At 74.1% G+C, this 14,052-nt stretch carries 13 protein-coding genes; 7 read left to right on the top strand and 6 right to left on the bottom strand.

From position 1 onward, the window contains the following. Positions 1-34: 34 nt before the first annotated feature. Positions 35-580, bottom strand: a complete 546-nt coding sequence (locus NUT86_RS31255; RefSeq protein WP_018088911.1) for a DUF1707 and FHA domain-containing protein — start codon at positions 578-580, stop codon at positions 35-37. Between the two features lie 216 nt (positions 581-796). On the opposite strand from NUT86_RS31255, the gene treZ reads away from it, so the two are divergent. Further along, positions 797-2,575, top strand: coding sequence for a malto-oligosyltrehalose trehalohydrolase (gene treZ, locus NUT86_RS31250; RefSeq protein WP_274738614.1), 1,779 nt, complete (start codon positions 797-799; stop codon positions 2,573-2,575). A 19-nt stretch (positions 2,576-2,594) separates the two neighbouring features. Here the strand turns inward: treZ and NUT86_RS31245 are convergent, their stop codons facing one another. After that, positions 2,595-3,128, bottom strand: coding sequence for a type 1 glutamine amidotransferase domain-containing protein (locus tag NUT86_RS31245; protein WP_026169505.1), 534 nt, complete (start codon positions 3,126-3,128; stop codon positions 2,595-2,597). A gap of 239 nt (positions 3,129-3,367) precedes the next feature. On the opposite strand from NUT86_RS31245, the gene NUT86_RS31240 reads away from it, so the two are divergent. The 4 genes from NUT86_RS31240 (at position 3,368) to NUT86_RS31225 (ending at position 8,091) form a co-directional block, all read left to right on the top strand. Continuing rightward, positions 3,368-4,990, top strand: coding sequence for a PucR family transcriptional regulator (locus tag NUT86_RS31240; RefSeq protein WP_274738612.1), 1,623 nt, complete (start codon positions 3,368-3,370; stop codon positions 4,988-4,990). 62 nt (positions 4,991-5,052) lie between these two features. Further along, positions 5,053-5,991 carry a metallophosphoesterase family protein gene (locus NUT86_RS31235; protein ID WP_274738610.1) on the top strand — a complete coding sequence of 313 codons (939 nt, stop codon included), beginning with the start codon at positions 5,053-5,055 and terminating at the stop codon, positions 5,989-5,991. Continuing rightward, complete coding sequence (locus NUT86_RS31230) at positions 5,988-6,647, top strand: 4'-phosphopantetheinyl transferase family protein (protein ID WP_274738608.1); 660 nt, start codon at positions 5,988-5,990, stop codon at positions 6,645-6,647. The genes NUT86_RS31235 and NUT86_RS31230 overlap by 4 nt, the downstream gene beginning before the upstream one ends. Before the next feature lie 235 nt (positions 6,648-6,882). Beyond that, positions 6,883-8,091 carry an NPCBM/NEW2 domain-containing protein gene (locus NUT86_RS31225; protein ID WP_274738606.1) on the top strand — a complete coding sequence of 403 codons (1,209 nt, stop codon included), beginning with the start codon at positions 6,883-6,885 and terminating at the stop codon, positions 8,089-8,091. A gap of 51 nt (positions 8,092-8,142) precedes the next feature. Here NUT86_RS31225 and msrB read toward each other — a convergent pair whose 3' ends face one another. The 4 genes from msrB to NUT86_RS31205 form a co-directional block, all read right to left on the bottom strand. Beyond that, entirely contained in the window at positions 8,143-8,550 is a 408-nt protein-coding gene (gene msrB, locus NUT86_RS31220) for a peptide-methionine (R)-S-oxide reductase MsrB (RefSeq protein WP_018088904.1), read from the bottom strand. 16 nt (positions 8,551-8,566) lie between these two features. Continuing rightward, entirely contained in the window at positions 8,567-9,964 is a 1,398-nt protein-coding gene (murC, locus tag NUT86_RS31215; RefSeq protein WP_109893517.1) for a UDP-N-acetylmuramate--L-alanine ligase, read from the bottom strand. A 140-nt stretch (positions 9,965-10,104) separates the two neighbouring features. Next, positions 10,105-10,746 (bottom strand): response regulator, encoded by a 642-nt coding sequence (locus tag NUT86_RS31210; RefSeq protein ID WP_018088902.1) that lies wholly within the window; start codon positions 10,744-10,746, stop codon positions 10,105-10,107. Then, positions 10,743-11,984: a sensor histidine kinase gene (locus NUT86_RS31205; protein ID WP_159485609.1), complete on the bottom strand. Its 1,242-nt coding sequence runs from the start codon at positions 11,982-11,984 to the stop codon at positions 10,743-10,745. The genes NUT86_RS31210 and NUT86_RS31205 overlap by 4 nt, the downstream gene beginning before the upstream one ends. Before the next feature lie 184 nt (positions 11,985-12,168). On the opposite strand from NUT86_RS31205, the gene NUT86_RS31200 reads away from it, so the two are divergent. Both NUT86_RS31200 and NUT86_RS31195 read left to right on the top strand, forming a co-directional pair. Next, positions 12,169-13,287 (top strand): ABC transporter permease, encoded by a 1,119-nt coding sequence (locus tag NUT86_RS31200; protein ID WP_274738603.1) that lies wholly within the window; start codon positions 12,169-12,171, stop codon positions 13,285-13,287. Further along, positions 13,284-13,970 (top strand): ABC transporter ATP-binding protein, encoded by a 687-nt coding sequence (locus NUT86_RS31195; protein ID WP_274738601.1) that lies wholly within the window; start codon positions 13,284-13,286, stop codon positions 13,968-13,970. The genes NUT86_RS31200 and NUT86_RS31195 overlap by 4 nt, the downstream gene beginning before the upstream one ends. Positions 13,971-14,052 lie beyond the last annotated feature (82 nt).

Below are 14,052 nucleotides of genomic sequence, written 5' to 3'. Positions count from 1 at the left end.
CGCGCTCCGGTCCGGGCGGCGCGCGCCGCCCGGCTCACCGCTCCGTCAGGACGTAATCCACCTGTCCGAACCTGATGTGGTCGCCGGGGCCGACCGCGACCTCGCCCACCACCCGGCGGCCGTTGACGCAGGTGCCGTTGGTGGAACCGAGGTCGCGCAGCAGCCAGCCCTTGCCGGCGCTGCGGAGTTCGGCGTGGGCGCGGGAGACCGTCTCGTGGTTGAGGCGCAGGCCCACACCGGGCGCCCGCCCTATGAGCAGCGGGAGCGGGCCCGGCTCGGGCAGCAGCAGCTTCGGCAGCCGCTCCGTACGCCAGGCGCGGCGCACCCGGAGGTGGAAGGCCGATGCCCGGCCCACGACCCGCAGCAGTACGCCCTGGACCTTGCCGCGACTCGCCAAGTCGGCGGTGACGAGGTCGAGTTCGGACTGCTGTTGAGCGGTCAGGACGAGTTCCAGGCGCCGCAGGAAAGTGTCCTGGGACAACCGTCCCTGCGCCGCACCGTCGCGCAGCAGGTCGAGGGCGCGTTCCCGGTCGGCGTCCGACGGGCGCGCCGGACGCGCAGGGAACTCGAGCGAAGTCATACCGAGATTCTCCGGCCACCGCGAGCCGCTGTCCAGGCGATGTGTGTGCGGGGGACGGTCCTACCGGGCCCTCGGGCCTGTCGTCAAAGTCCCGAGGACTCGCCGGAACGGCCCACCGGGATGGCGCGATGTCGGTCCGTAGCGCCACGTCGGGCTGTCGGGCGGCGCGGCGGCGTGCTTGGGTCGGGGACCGGGACCGAACGAAGGAGGACGGCCGTGCTGTTCGAGGTGTGGGCGCCGGAGGCCGGGCGGGTCGCTCTCCAGTGGGCGGGGGACCGGGCGGCCGAGCCCGCGGTTCCGATGGAGCGCGACCCCGGCCGGGCGGGCTGGTGGCGTACCGAGGTACCGGCCCATGACGGGGACCGGTACGCCTTCCGGCTGGACGGCGGGCCGCCGCTGCCCGATCCGCGGGCCGCCCGGCTGCCGGAGGGCCCCGGCGGGCCCGGCGCGGTCGTCGCACACGACCGGTTCGTATGGAGGCATCCGTGGCCCGGCCGCCCGCTTCCCGGTGCGGTCCTCTACGAACTGCACATCGGCACCTACACCCCCGAGGGCACGTTCGACGCCGCGGCCGCGCGGCTGCGCCACCTCGCCGACCTGGGCATCACCCATATCTCCCTGATGCCGGTCTGCCCGTTCCCCGGCACCCATGGGTGGGGGTACGACGGGGTCGCCCCCTGGGCGGTGCACGAACCGTACGGCGGGCCGGACGGGCTCAAGCGGTTCGTGGACGCGGCGCACGGGTCCGGTCTGGGGGTCGTGCTCGATGTGGTGCACAACCACCTCGGCCCGTCCGGCAACCCTCTCCCCGCGTTCGGCCCGTACTTCACCGACACCCATCACACCCCGTGGGGCGCGGCGGTCAATCTCGACGCCCCCGGTTCCGACGAGGTGCGCGGCTACTTCATCGGCAGTGCGCTCTCCTGGCTGCGCGACTACCGGCTCGACGGACTGCGGCTGGACGCCGTCCACGCGCTGCACGACGACCGCTGCCCGCACTTCCTGGCCGAACTGACCGCCGCCGTCGACGCGCTGGCCGGGCAGCTGCGGCGCCCGCTGTTCCTGGTCGCCGAGTCCGATCTCAACGATCCCCGCACCACCGCCCCCAGGGCGGGCGGCGGACACGGTCTGCACGCCCAGTGGAACGACGACTTCCACCACGCCCTGCACACCGCGCTCACCGGCGAGTCCCAGGGCTATTACGGCGACTTCGCGCGGGCCCCGCTCGCCGCCCTCGCCAAGACGCTGACCGGCGGCTTCTTCCACGACGGTACGCACTCCGCCTTCCGTGGCCGCAGGCACGGCGCCCCGCTCGACCTGCGGGTGACGCCCGCGTACCGGCTGCTGGCCTACGCCCAGACGCACGACCAGATCGGCAACCGCGCGCTCGGCGACCGGCTCGCCGCCGGGCTCTCCCCCGGCCTGCTCGCCTGCGCCGCCACACTGGTGCTCTGTTCGCCGTTCACCCCGATGCTGTTCATGGGCGAGGAGTGGGGCGCGACCACCCCGTGGCAGTACTTCACCGCGCACACGGATCCGGAACTGGCGGAGGCGGTACGGGAGGGGCGGCGGCGCGAGTTCGCCGCGCACGAGTGGACCGGTGCCGCCGGTGACTGGCCCGACCCGCAGGACCCGGCGACCCGCGACCGCTGCGTCCTGGACTGGACCGAACCGGCCCGGGAGCCGCACACCGCGCTGCTGGCCTGGTACCGCACACTGCTGGCGCTGCGCCATGAGCTGCCCCCGCTGACCGACCCGGATCCGCGGCACACCGCCGTCCGCTACGACGAGGAGGCCCGCTGGCTCCTGCTGCGGCGCGGCCCGCTCCGGGTGGCGGTCAATCTCGCGCACGACACCACGGCCGCCGTCCCGGCCGTCGACGACGGCGGCGGGACCGGGCTGCAGGCGCTGGCGGGCTGGCCCGGCGCCCGGCTCCCCGGCGCGGACGGCGTGCTCCATCTGCCGCCGGAATCGGCGGTGGTGCTCGGGCCTTAGGGCCTCCGCCGACGGGTCCTCAGTGCGAGAACTCCGAGACGAACGCCGCGCAGAAGGCCTCCAGATCGGCCGGCTTCCGGCTGGTGATCAGGGTGTTCGGTCCGGCGGTGCAGATCTTGACCTGCTCGTCGACCCAGGTGCCGCCCGCGTTGCGGATATCGGTCCGCAGGCTCGGCCAGGAGGTCAGCGTGCGGCCCCGCACCACGTCGGCCTCGATCAGCGTCCACGGTGCATGGCAGATCGCGGCCACCGGCTTCCCGGCGTCGAAGAAGGACTTGATGAACGCCACGGCCCGCCGGTCCAGCCGCAGCGCGTCCGGGTTGGCCACCCCGCCGGGCAGTACCAGGCCGTCGAAGTCCGCCGCGGTCGCCTCGTCCACCGTCAGATCGACGGGGAAGGTGTCCGCCTTGTCCAGGTGGTGGAACGCCTGCACCTTGCCCGCGCTGGTGGAGACCAGCGTCGGGCCGCCGCCCGCGTCGGTCACCGCCCGCCACGGCCGGGTCAGCTCGACCTCTTCGGTGCCCTCGGGAGCCACCAGAAACGCCGCCTGCATACCGAGCTCACGTCCCTTCGTCGGGTCGAGAAGCGGGGAGGGTTCCCCGCTCCCACACTTCTCGACCATAACGCCACCGGGCCCGCGCCCTCCGCCGGACGGGGCGGCACCTCCGGCCCCGGACGGCGCTCCCCCCGGCAGCCGCGGCGGCACGTCGTAGCCGGCCGGCCGCCCGGACCCGCGTTGCCGGGCGATCGCCCGAGTGTCCATCGCGGGGCGATCTGCTGGACACTGTGTCTATGCCCCTGCACCTCTCCGACCTGCTGGCCCGGCCCGATCTCGGTCTGTCGGCCAGCTACGACGTGCCGCCGCGGCTGCTGGCCCGCACGATCGAAGCGGCCACGGTCTCGGATCTGCCGGCGCCGGGTAAGTGGCTGCAGGGCGGCGAACTCCTCATGACCATCGGCCTGTTGCTGCCGGAGGAGCCGGCCGCGTGCCGGGCGTACGTGCGGGACGTGGCCGAGGGCGGGGCGGCCTGTCTGGCGCTCGGACTGGGGCAGGGACTGCCCTACCAGGAGGCACCGGAGCCGCTGGTGACCGCGGCCGAGGAGGCCGGTCTGCCGCTGCTGACGGTGCCGGACGAGGTGCCGTTCATCGCCGTCACCAAGGCCGTCTTCGACGCCCGGGCCGAGGAACAGCGCGCGCTGCTGCAGCGGGCGTTCGCGACCCAGCGGCGGCTGACGGCCGCGGCGACCGGCGACGGGCTGCGGCCGATGCTCGCGGAGTGGACCGCCGCCACCGGGGTCGGCGCGGCGGTGTTCGACCCGCTGGGGCGGCTGCTCTCGGCGGGAGAGCCGGCGCACCGGACACCGCTGGCGCAGGCCCAAGACCTGATCGAACGGGTCGCCGCACGCGGACTGCGCGGCAGCGCCTCCAGCACGGCCGCCGGGCAGCAGCTGGAGGTGCAGCCGCTGGGGGCGCGCCGGCTGCGGGGGCTGCTGCTGCTCACCGGCCGTCCGGACGACGCCGCCCGTTCGGTCGTCCCCGGACTGGTCTCGCTGCTCTCCCTGGAGCTGGAGCGCCGTCACCTCCGCGATGAGCCGGAGCGCCGTCGCAGGTCGGCGCTGCTTTCGGAGCTGCTGGCGGACGAGGATCCGGCCGCCGGGCGGGCCCGGGACATCCTGCGCTCGGTGGGGCTGACGGCCGAGCGGGTGCGGGGTGTCGTGGTGGCGGCGGGGGGCGGTGCGGGCGGTCGTACGGGCTCCGCCGCGTCGGATGCCGGGGCCGGGGCCGCCGGGGCGGCGGACGGCGCCGCGCAGGAGATGGCCGCCGATCTGGCGCTGGCGATGCCCGGTGGCCTGGTCAGGGTCGTGGATGGGGCACCGGGCGCGGTCATCGAGGCGGTGGTCGGCGAGGATCTGGACATCCGCGATGTGCTCGCCCGCTTCGCCCCGCGCTGCCCGGCCGGCATCGGCCCGGCCACCGCCCCCGAAGCGGTACGGGTGTCCCTGCGCCAGGCGACCGGCCTGCTCGCCGTCAGCCGGTCGAGCGGCGAGCCCGCGGAGGCCCGGCAGAGCCAGGCCAGCCGGCTCCTGCTCGACCTGGGCGACCGCCGTACGCTGCACGGCTACGCCGACACCGTGCTCGGCCCGCTCGATCTCGCGGACAACGGCGAGGAGTTGATCGCCACCCTCACCGCCTGGCTGGAGACCGGCGGCGCCTGGGACGCCACCAGCCGGCGGCTCGGCGTCCACCGGCACACCGTGCGCAACCGCCTCGACAAGGCCATGGACCTCACCGGCCGCCGCCTCGACGACCCCGACGACCGCTTCGACCTGTGGCTGGCCACCCGCATCCGCCGCGGCGGCGCATCCGCCACCGGGGCCGACGGACGGCCCGCCGCACCGCCGCCAGGGCGGTGACGCACCACACCTCCGCCCGGTCCGCGCTTCACTCTCGCGCCCGCACCGTCTTTACTTCGATGATGACCTACGAGATCCGCACCCTCACCCCCGGCGCCGCCGGACCCGCCGCCACGGGCTCCCCACACGGCGGCGGACGCGGCAGATTGGTGGCCGTCAGCGATCTGCACGTCCGCTACAAGGAGAACCGCGACATCGTCGAGGGATTAAAGCCCGAGTCCGACGACGACTGGCTGCTGGTCGCCGGCGACGTCGGGGAGTTCGTCTCCGACATCCGCTGGGCGCTCTCGCTGCTCAGCAGCCGGTTCGCCAAGGTGGTGTGGGTGCCCGGCAATCACGAGCTGTGGACCCCGGCCCAGGACCCGGTGCAGCTGCGCGGTGTGGCGCGCTATGAGCATCTGGTGGACATCTGCCGGGAGTTGGGCGTCCTCACCCCCGAGGACCCGTATCCGGTCTGGGAAGGCGCCGGCGGCCCGGTCGTCATCGCACCGCTGTTCCTGCTCTACGACTACACCTTCCGGCAGCCGGGGTCGACGTCCAAGAAGGAGGCGCTCGCCCGGGCCGAGAAGGCCGGGGTGGTTTGCACCGACGAGCACTTCCTGCATCCGGACCCGTATCCGACGCGGGAGGCGTGGTGCCAGGCGCGGGTGGCCGCCACCGAGGCCCGGCTCGCCGCCGTTCCGGAGGAGTTGCCCACTGTGCTCGTCAACCACTGGCCGGTGGTGCGCGAGCCCACCCGGCCCCTGTGGTACCCGGATTTCGCGCTGTGGTGCGGTACCGAGGCGACCGCGGACTGGCCACGCCGCTTCCGGGCCGCCGCCGTGGTCTACGGCCACCTCCACATCCCGCGGCTGCTGATGCTGGACGGCGTACCGCATCAGGAGGTGTCGCTCGGCTATCCGCGGGAATGGCAGCGCCGGGCCGCCGCGCCGGGCCGACCGGTCCAGATCCTGCCCACCCCGGCCACGGTCGGCTCCGGCACCACCGGGGGCCCGGCGTGATCGACAAGCTGCTGCCGGCCCCGGTCAGGACCGCCGAGGCCTTCCAGGACGCGCCGCTGTCCGAGATGTTTCCCGAGGAGTGGGCGCAGGTGGCCAAGGCCGTGCCCAAGCGGCAGCATGAGTTCGGCACCGTACGCGGCTGCGCCCGCCAGGCACTGGCCGAGCTGGGCTTCGCCCCCGCCCCCCTGCTCCCCGGCCCCAACCGGGAGCCGCAGTGGCCGCCGGGCGTCGTCGGCGCCATGACGCACTGCGCCGGCTACCGCGCCGTGGCGGTGGCCCGTTCGTCGGAGGTGCGGACGATCGGCCTGGACGCGGAGCCCAATCTGCCCGTGAACGACCCCGGGGTGGTCGACCTCGTCACCCTCCCCGAGGAACGTGCCCAGCTCCGCCGGCTGGCCGCGCTGCAGCCCGAAGTCTGCTGGGACCGCCTGGTGTTCAGTGCGAAGGAGAGCGTCTACAAGGCGTGGTACCCGCTCACCCGCCGCTGGCTCGACTTCGAGGAGGCCCGTCTCACCCTCGACCCGACGAACGCCACCTTCACCGCCCAACTCCTCGTCCCCGGCCCCGTGGTCGACGGCAGGGAACTCACCGAATTCAGCGGCCGGTGGCTCGTCGGCTCGGGGCTGGTGGTGACGGCGATCGTGGAAATGGTCTGACGGGACGGCCGCGGGGAGGCATGAGCCCCGCGGCCGTCAGCCCTCCTCAGTTGTCACGCCGCATCAAATCCCTTCTCATCCGCACCGTCAGACGGCAACGACGGGCCGCCGGAGCCCGTCACGCCGTTACGGTGTGTTCTGTTTTCAATGATCGTCAGGACGTTGAAGGGTCAGTAGCCCACTCATGCAAGAGCAATTCGACACATCCGGTGGGACAGAGGCGTCCGATACCGAGTTGGTCCGGCGTATCCGTGCGGCCGCGGCCCGGCCCGGCGACCGCGCGGCGGCCGGGGCGGGCGAGGAAGCCCTCAACGAGTTCCACCGCCGGCACTACGCCGCGGTGCTGGCCCACGCCCGCGACTGCTGCCGGTCCGCCCAGGCGGCAGCGGACCTGACGAAGGAAGCCATCAACAGCGTCCTGCACTCCCCCGGCCCCGGAGAGGGACCCGACGGGGCCTGGCGGGACACCTTGCTGGCGGCGGTGCGCCACACCGCCGACGCCTGGCACCGGACGTCCCGGAACACCGAGCTGCGCGACGACTTCGCGTCCCGGCCGTCCGGCCGGCCAGGACAGGGCCCCGGTCCCTCCGGGGCCGCTCCGCAGTCCTCCGCCGCCGGCGAACCCACCGCCCCCGTGCCACCGGTGGCGCCGGACCCGTCCACCGCACCGCACAACGCCCGGGGCTCCCGGTTCTCCCCGGCGCGCCTCACCCTGCTCGCCGTTGCCGTGAGTGTCCTGGCCGGCGTGGCCATAGCCGTCGGCCCCCTGTCCGGCCCGGAGGGCCAGGACACCTCGGCCACCGGCCCCGGCCGGTCCGGTCTCTCGTCGGCCCCTGATGAGGACGGGTCGCCGACGGATTCTCCCAAGGGGTCGGCAAGCGCCTCCCGCTCGGCGTCGGGCACACCGAGCACCCACCCCACCAAGGCGTCGAAGCGACCGAGCTCCCGGCCCTCATCGCCGGCACCGTCGTCGCCCTCCGCGTCCCGGGGCAACAAGGGCAACAAGGGCAAGCCGTCACCCGCCCACACCACCGCGCTGGTCGCCCGGCCGTGGAGCTCCAACGCGAGCAGCTTTGCGCCGGCGAGGCTGAACAGCAGCATCGACGGACATGCCCTCACCATCCAGGGGACCGGCTACCCCCAGGGCCTGGGAGCCCACGCCAACAGCGAGATCACCTATGGCCTCGGCGGCAGCTGCTCCGCCCTCAGCGTGGACGTGGGCCTCGACGACGAGGTGGGCGCGAACGGCTCGGTCGTCTTCCAGGTCTACCGGGACGGCACCAAGGTCGCCGACAGCGGGCTGATGACGGTCGACCAGCCCGCGCAGCACCTCACCGCCGACCTCACCGGCGGCACCCAGCTGCGACTCGTGGTCACCGACGGTGGCAACGGGAACGACTCCGACCACGCCGACTGGGGCAACCCCGTTCTCACCTGCCGCTGATCCGGCCGCCCACAGCGGCCGGACCGAAGCTGCCCGCAGCCGTCCGGCCGCTCACTCCGCGTCAGGCTCCAGGCGCAGCGAGATCGAGTTGATGCAGTACCGCTGATCGGTGGGGGTGGGGTACCCCTCGCCCTCGAAGACGTGCCCGAGATGCGAGCCGCACCGGGCGCACCGTACTTCGGTGCGCACCATGCCGTGCGAGCGGTCCTCGATCAGCTCGACGGCGTCGGAGTCCTTGGGGTCATAGAAGCTGGGCCAGCCGCAGTGGCTCGCGAACTTGGTGTCGGAGCGGAAGAGCTCGGCGCCGCAGGCGCGGCAGGAGTAGACGCCCGCGGTCTTGGTGTCGGTGTACTCGCCGACGAAGGCGGGCTCGGTGCCGGCCTGGCGGAGCACCTGGTACTCCGCGGGGCTCAGCTCGGCACGCCACTGCTCGTCAGGCTTGTCGATCTCGTACGGCATCTGGGGCCTCCTCAGCTCAGCTGCCCAGGCGGGACAGGATGGCGGGGCCGAGGTCGGTCACATCGCCCGCGCCCATGGTGAGAACAAGGTCACCGGGCTTCGCCATTCCGGCGATGACGTCCGGGACGGCGGCCTGGTCGCTCTCGGGGGTGACATCGGCGCCCGCGGCGCGTGCGGCATCGATGATCAGGGTGCTGGTGACGCCCGGGATCGGGTCCTCACGGGCCGGGTAGATGTCCAGGACGACGGAGGCGTCGGCGAGGGCGAGCGCCTGGCCCATCTCCGTGCCCAGCTCCTGGGTGCGGGAGAAGAGATGTGGCTGGAAGACGACGAGTACGCGGGCGTCCTCGGCGGCGCCGCGGATCGCCTCCAGGTCGGCGGTCATCTCCGTGGGGTGGTGGGCGTAGGAGTCGATGACCTGCACACCGGCCGCCTCGCCCTTGAGCTGGAGGCGGCGCTTGACGCCGGTGTACTTGCCGAGCGCGGAAGCGAGGTTGTGCGGCGGGAGGTCCAGGGCGACACCGGCGGCCAGCGCGGCGACGGCGTTGGAGGCGTAGTGCCGGCCCGGGACGGAGACCGTGAAGGTGAGGATCTTGCCGCTGGTCAGGGTGACGGTGACATCGCTGGTCAGACCGCGGGGGTTGACCTTGAGGATGCGCACGTCGGCGTCCGCGGACTCACCGTAGGTGACGACCTCGATGTCGTAGCGGCCGGAGATCCGCTCGGTCAGCTCGCGGGCGCCGGGGTGGTCGGCGGAGATGACCAGGGTGCCGCCGGGGCGGATACGGCCGACGAAGGTCTCGAAGGACTCGTAGATCTCGTCCATCGAGGCGTAGTTGGCGTGGTGGTCCAGCTCCACGTTGAGGATGATGGCGACCTCGGGGGCGTACTTGTGGAAGCTGCGGTCGCTCTCGTCGGCCTCCGCGACGAAGATGTCGCCCGAGCCGTGCTCGGCGTTGGACCCCGGGGCGTCGAGGTCGCCGCCGATGGCGTACGAGGGCTTGAGGCCGAGGGCGCCGAGCGAGACCGCGAGCATGGAGGTCGTGGTCGTCTTGCCATGGGTGCCGGCCACGGCGATCGGCCGCGCGGCGTCCATCAGGGAGGCGAGGGCGTCCGAGCGGTGCACGACGGGGATGCCGCGCTCGTGGGCTGCCGCCAGCTCGGGGTTGTCGGGGCGGATCGCGGAGGAGACGACGACGCTGGTGGCGTCGGCGGCGAGATGCCCGGCGGCATGGCCGATGTGGACCGTGGCGCCGAGCGCGCGCAGGGCCTGGGCGGTCGCGGAATCCTTGGCGTCGCTGCCCGCCACCTGGGCGCCACGCTGCGCAAGGATCTTGGCGATGCCCGACATACCGGCTCCGCCGATGCCGATGAAGTGCGGCCGGTCCATCGAGGCTGGGATGGCGGGTGCCATGGGCGGGTCTCCCTGATGTCGATCGTCGCGAGCGGTGGTGCGGTCGTTCTGTCGTGCTGTCGATGATTCTCGCACCCGGCACCGACAGAGCCGGTCCACGGACCCCGGCCGGGTGCCGGCTCCGGCGCGAAGACCGGTGGTCAGCGGCGGATCAGGCCCTGTGCGGTGGCGGCGGCGACCGCGGACGTTCGGGAGTCCACGCCCAGCTTGGAGTAAATGTGGACGAGGTGGGACTTGACGGTCGCCTGGCTGAGGAAGAGCTGTTTGCTGACCGCCGCGTTCGACAGGCCGTCGGCGACGAGCTGGAGGACCTCGGTCTCGCGCCGGGAGAGCGCGGTGGCGGGGGTGCGCATCCGGTCCATGAGGCGCAGCGCGACGGTGGGGGCGAGCGCCGACTTCCCGGCGGCGGCGGTGCGCACCGCGGCGGCAAGCTCCTCCGGCGGGGCGTCCTTGAGGAGGTAGCCGGTGGCGCCCGCCTCGATGGCGGCGAGGATGTCGGCGTCGGTGTCGTACGTGGTCAGGACGAGGACGCGCGGGGCGCCGGGGGCGGCGGTGATCGCGGCGGTGGCCTGCGAGCCGAGCATCCGGCCGCCGAACTGGAGGTCCATGAGGACCACGTCGACGTCGAGCCGCGCGGCGAGGCCGACGGCCTGCTCGGCGGTGGGCACGTCGGCGACGATCTCGAAGTCCTCCTCGGTCTCCAGGACGGCGCGCAGTCCGGCCCGGACGACGGGGTGGTCGTCGGCGAGCAGCAGCCTGACGGGCGGGTCCGGCGCGGTCACGAGGCGGCCTCCGGCGCGGCGACGGGCGCGGTGGCGGGGCAGGGCAGGGTGGCGGCGACCGCGGTGCCCTCCCCGGGGGCGGACTCGACGGCGAGGGTGCCCTGGAGGGCGCGGGCCCGGGCGCGCATCGCGGCGAGGCCGAAGCCGGTGCCGGGGACCGCGGCGGAGCCGGGTGCGGGCACCTCGGCGGGGACGAACCCCGTGCCGTCGTCGACGATGTCCAGCGCGACCTCGGTGTCCATGTAGCTGAGGGTCAGCTCGACGCGGTCCGCGGCGGCGTGCCGGACGGTGTTGGCGAGCGCGGACTGGGCGATGCGCAGCAGGGCGACCTCGTGCGGGGTGGGCAGTGCGGTGGGCGCGCCGGAGACCTGGCAGTGCACGGCGAGACCGGAGGCTGCGGCCGTGGTGGCGCAGAGCCGCTCCAGGGCGGCGGGCAGCGACCCGGCCGCCAGGTCGGGCGGGCTGAGCGCCCGCACGAAACGGCGCGCCTCGGCGAGGTTGTCGACGGCGGCGGTGCGGGCCTGCCGGACGTGGCCGAGGGCGGTGCCGGGCCGCTCCGGCAGGGCGCGCTCGGCGGCCCGCAGCAGCAGCTGGATGCTGGACAGGCCCTGCGCGAGGGTGTCGTGGATCTCCCGGGCCAGCCGTTCGCGTTCGGCGAGCACTCCGGCGGCGTGTTCGGCGTCGGCGAGTTCGCTGCGGGTCGCGGTGAGCTCCTCGATGAGGCGGCGGCGCTGTTCGCTCTCCCGGTAGAGGGCCTCGTACCCGAGGACTACGGCGACCGCGACGGCGGCGCCCAGGACGGGGCCGAGCACCGTACCGACGCTGAGGGTGTGGGTGTGCCGGCCGAATCCGGCGACGGCGGCGAGGGTGGTGGCCGCGACCGCGGGCAGGGCCCCTCGCAGCGGCAGCAGATGCAGCTGGACGAAGAAGAGCGGGAAGGCCACCCAGACGCCGTCCGGGGTGAGGGCCAGCAGGACCAGCCAGACCAGGGCGAGGGCGGCGAGCCAGAGGGCGGCGGCGCCGGTGGAGGTGCGCAGACGGGGCAGCCTGTGGCCGGTGACGTAGAGCGCGCACAGCGCCACCGCGGCGGCGAGCACGGCGGGGGCGTCCGGGGTGCGGTCGGCCACCGCCCGTACGGCGGCGAGCGCGAGCAGCGTGGCCACCATCAGATGCAGGCAGCTGCGCAGCGCCCGCTGGACGGGGGTGAGGGAGGGAGAGGTCACGGCTTCTTCGGTCACGGCGCCTCCAGGCTAAGGGCCCTGTTCACCGGCGGCATCAACCAAAGGATTGACCGCGGGACACACCTTTCGACGCCGGTGGACCCCTCCCCGGCGCGATGCCACGGCCCCGTCCGGGAGGCGACGGTGGGGGCCAGCCGCCGGGCAGTGGGGTCCGGCGCCCGATCCGAAGAGGGCAAGGACTGTGTTCGTCGCCTGGAGAGACCTGAGATTCGCCAAGGGGCGGTTCGCCCTGATGGGCGCCGTGATCGTGCTGATCACGGCGCTGGTGGGGCTGCTGTCGGGCCTGACGGCGGGCCTGGGCCGGGAGAACACCTCGGCGATCACCGGGCTGCCCGCCGACCATCTGGTGTTCGCGGCGCCCATCGACGGCAGCAAGCTCGCCTTCACCGATTCGCGGCTGCCGGAGCGGACCGTGCGGGCCTGGTCGCGGGTGCCGGGCGTACGGCACGCCGAGCCGCTGGGCATCGCGACGGCCCGGGCCGAGGCGGGCGGCCGGACCGCCGCGGTGTCGGCGTTCGGGGTGCGGCCCGGGTCCCGGCCGGCGCCGGGGCGGGTCGGTGACGGTGCGGTGGTGCTGTCCGCGAAGGCCGCCGCGTCGCTCGGTGTGCGGGCCGGCGGACGGCTGACGCTGGGCGGGCGGAGCTTCGAGGTCGCGGCGGTGTCGGGCGCGGCGATGTACAGCCACACGCCGGTGGTGTGGACCTCGCTGGGCGACTGGCAGCGGCTCGCGGGCGGCTCCGGGCCGGCCGGTGCGGGCCCCGGTTCCGGCCGGAGCGGCCCCGACCGCGGCTCCGTCGGCGCCACGGTGCTGGCCCTGTCCACCACCGGGACGTCCGGTCTGCCGGCCGCCGACAAGGAGCTCGGCACGAAGACCGTCACCACCGACGACGCCGTGCGGGCCATCGGCTCGTTCACCGCCGAGAACGGTTCGCTGCAGCTGATGCGCGGCTTTCTGTTCGTCATCTCCGCGCTGGTCATCGGCGCCTTCTTCACGGTGTGGACGGTCCAGCGCAGCGGCGATGTCGCGGTGCTGAAGGCGCTGGGCGCCTCGACCGGCTCGCTGCTGCGGGACGCGCTCGGCCAGGCCGTCGTCCTGCTGGTGGCCGGGACCGCGCTGGGCACCGCCGTGGTGGCAGCGGTGGGCGCCGCGATCGGCGGCACCGTGCCGTTCGTCCTCGATCCGCCGACCGTGCTGGTACCGGCCCTGATCATGATCGCGCTGGGGGCCGCCGGCGCCGCGCTCGCCATCCGCCGCATCACCTCCGTGGACCCGCTGACCGCCCTGGGAAGTGCCCGATGAGCCTCGAACTGACCGATGTCACCCTCACCTACCCCGACGGCGACGCCCGGCTGACCGCGCTGGACCGGGTCTCGCTGACCGTGCCCGCCGGCTGTCTGACGGCGGTGATCGGGCCGTCCGGCTCCGGCAAGTCCAGCCTGCTCGCGGTCGCCGCCACGCTGATCGGCCCGGACCGCGGACGGGTGGTGATCGACGGCACGGACACCGCGGGACTCGGCCGCTCCGAGCTGACGAGGCTGCGCCGCACCACCATCGGCACGGTCTTCCAGCAGCCGAACCTGCTGCCGTCGCTGACGGCCGCCGAGCAGCTGGAGGTGATGGCCCGTCTGGACGGCCGCCCGTCCCGTACGGCGCGCGTCCGGGCGCGGGAACTACTGGCGGCGGTCGGCCTGGCGGAGCTGGCGGGCCGGCGGCCGCATCAGCTGTCGGGCGGCCAGCGGCAGCGGATCAATATCGCGCGGGCGCTGATGAACGAGCCCGCGGTGCTGCTGGTGGACGAGCCGACCAGCGCCCTGGACCACGAACGGGGCGCCGCGGTGCTCACCCTGCTGCGCACCCTCACCCAGGAGCGCGCCACCGCGACGGTGCTGGTCACCCACGCCCGGGCGCATCTGGACGCGGCGGACGAGGTCGCCGAGGTGCTGGACGGCCGGCTCCGCCCGCACCGCGGCGCCCGCCGCTGACTCCCGCCCGCACGGGGCGGTTCCCGCCCGGCCGGGCGGGAACGCCGGAGCCGGTCCCTCCGGAGGGACCGGCTCCGCGGCG

The sequence above is a fragment of the Streptomyces sp. G7(2002) genome (genome assembly GCF_028870195.1).
Taxonomy (GTDB): domain Bacteria; phylum Actinomycetota; class Actinomycetes; order Streptomycetales; family Streptomycetaceae; genus Streptomyces; species Streptomyces nigrescens.
The sequence above is the reverse complement of the archived record's forward strand: the minus strand, read 5'-3'. Positions and strand labels throughout refer to the sequence as shown.

What these genes read in the sequence shown, in the direction of transcription:
- NUT86_RS31255 (WP_018088911.1), bottom strand. Translation starts at nt 580, where the DNA reads ATGACTTCGCTCGAGTTCCCTGCGCGTCCGGCGCGCCCGTCGGACGCC.
- NUT86_RS31245 (WP_026169505.1), bottom strand. Translation starts at nt 3,128, where the DNA reads ATGCAGGCGGCGTTTCTGGTGGCTCCCGAGGGCACCGAAGAGGTCGAG.
- NUT86_RS31240 (WP_274738612.1), top strand. Translation starts at nt 3,368, where the DNA reads ATGCCCCTGCACCTCTCCGACCTGCTGGCCCGGCCCGATCTCGGTCTG.
- NUT86_RS31235 (WP_274738610.1), top strand. Translation starts at nt 5,053, where the DNA reads ATGACCTACGAGATCCGCACCCTCACCCCCGGCGCCGCCGGACCCGCC.
- msrB (WP_018088904.1), bottom strand. Translation starts at nt 8,550, where the DNA reads ATGCCGTACGAGATCGACAAGCCTGACGAGCAGTGGCGTGCCGAGCTG.
- murC (WP_109893517.1), bottom strand. Translation starts at nt 9,964, where the DNA reads ATGGCACCCGCCATCCCAGCCTCGATGGACCGGCCGCACTTCATCGGC.
- NUT86_RS31195 (WP_274738601.1), top strand. Translation starts at nt 13,284, where the DNA reads ATGAGCCTCGAACTGACCGATGTCACCCTCACCTACCCCGACGGCGAC.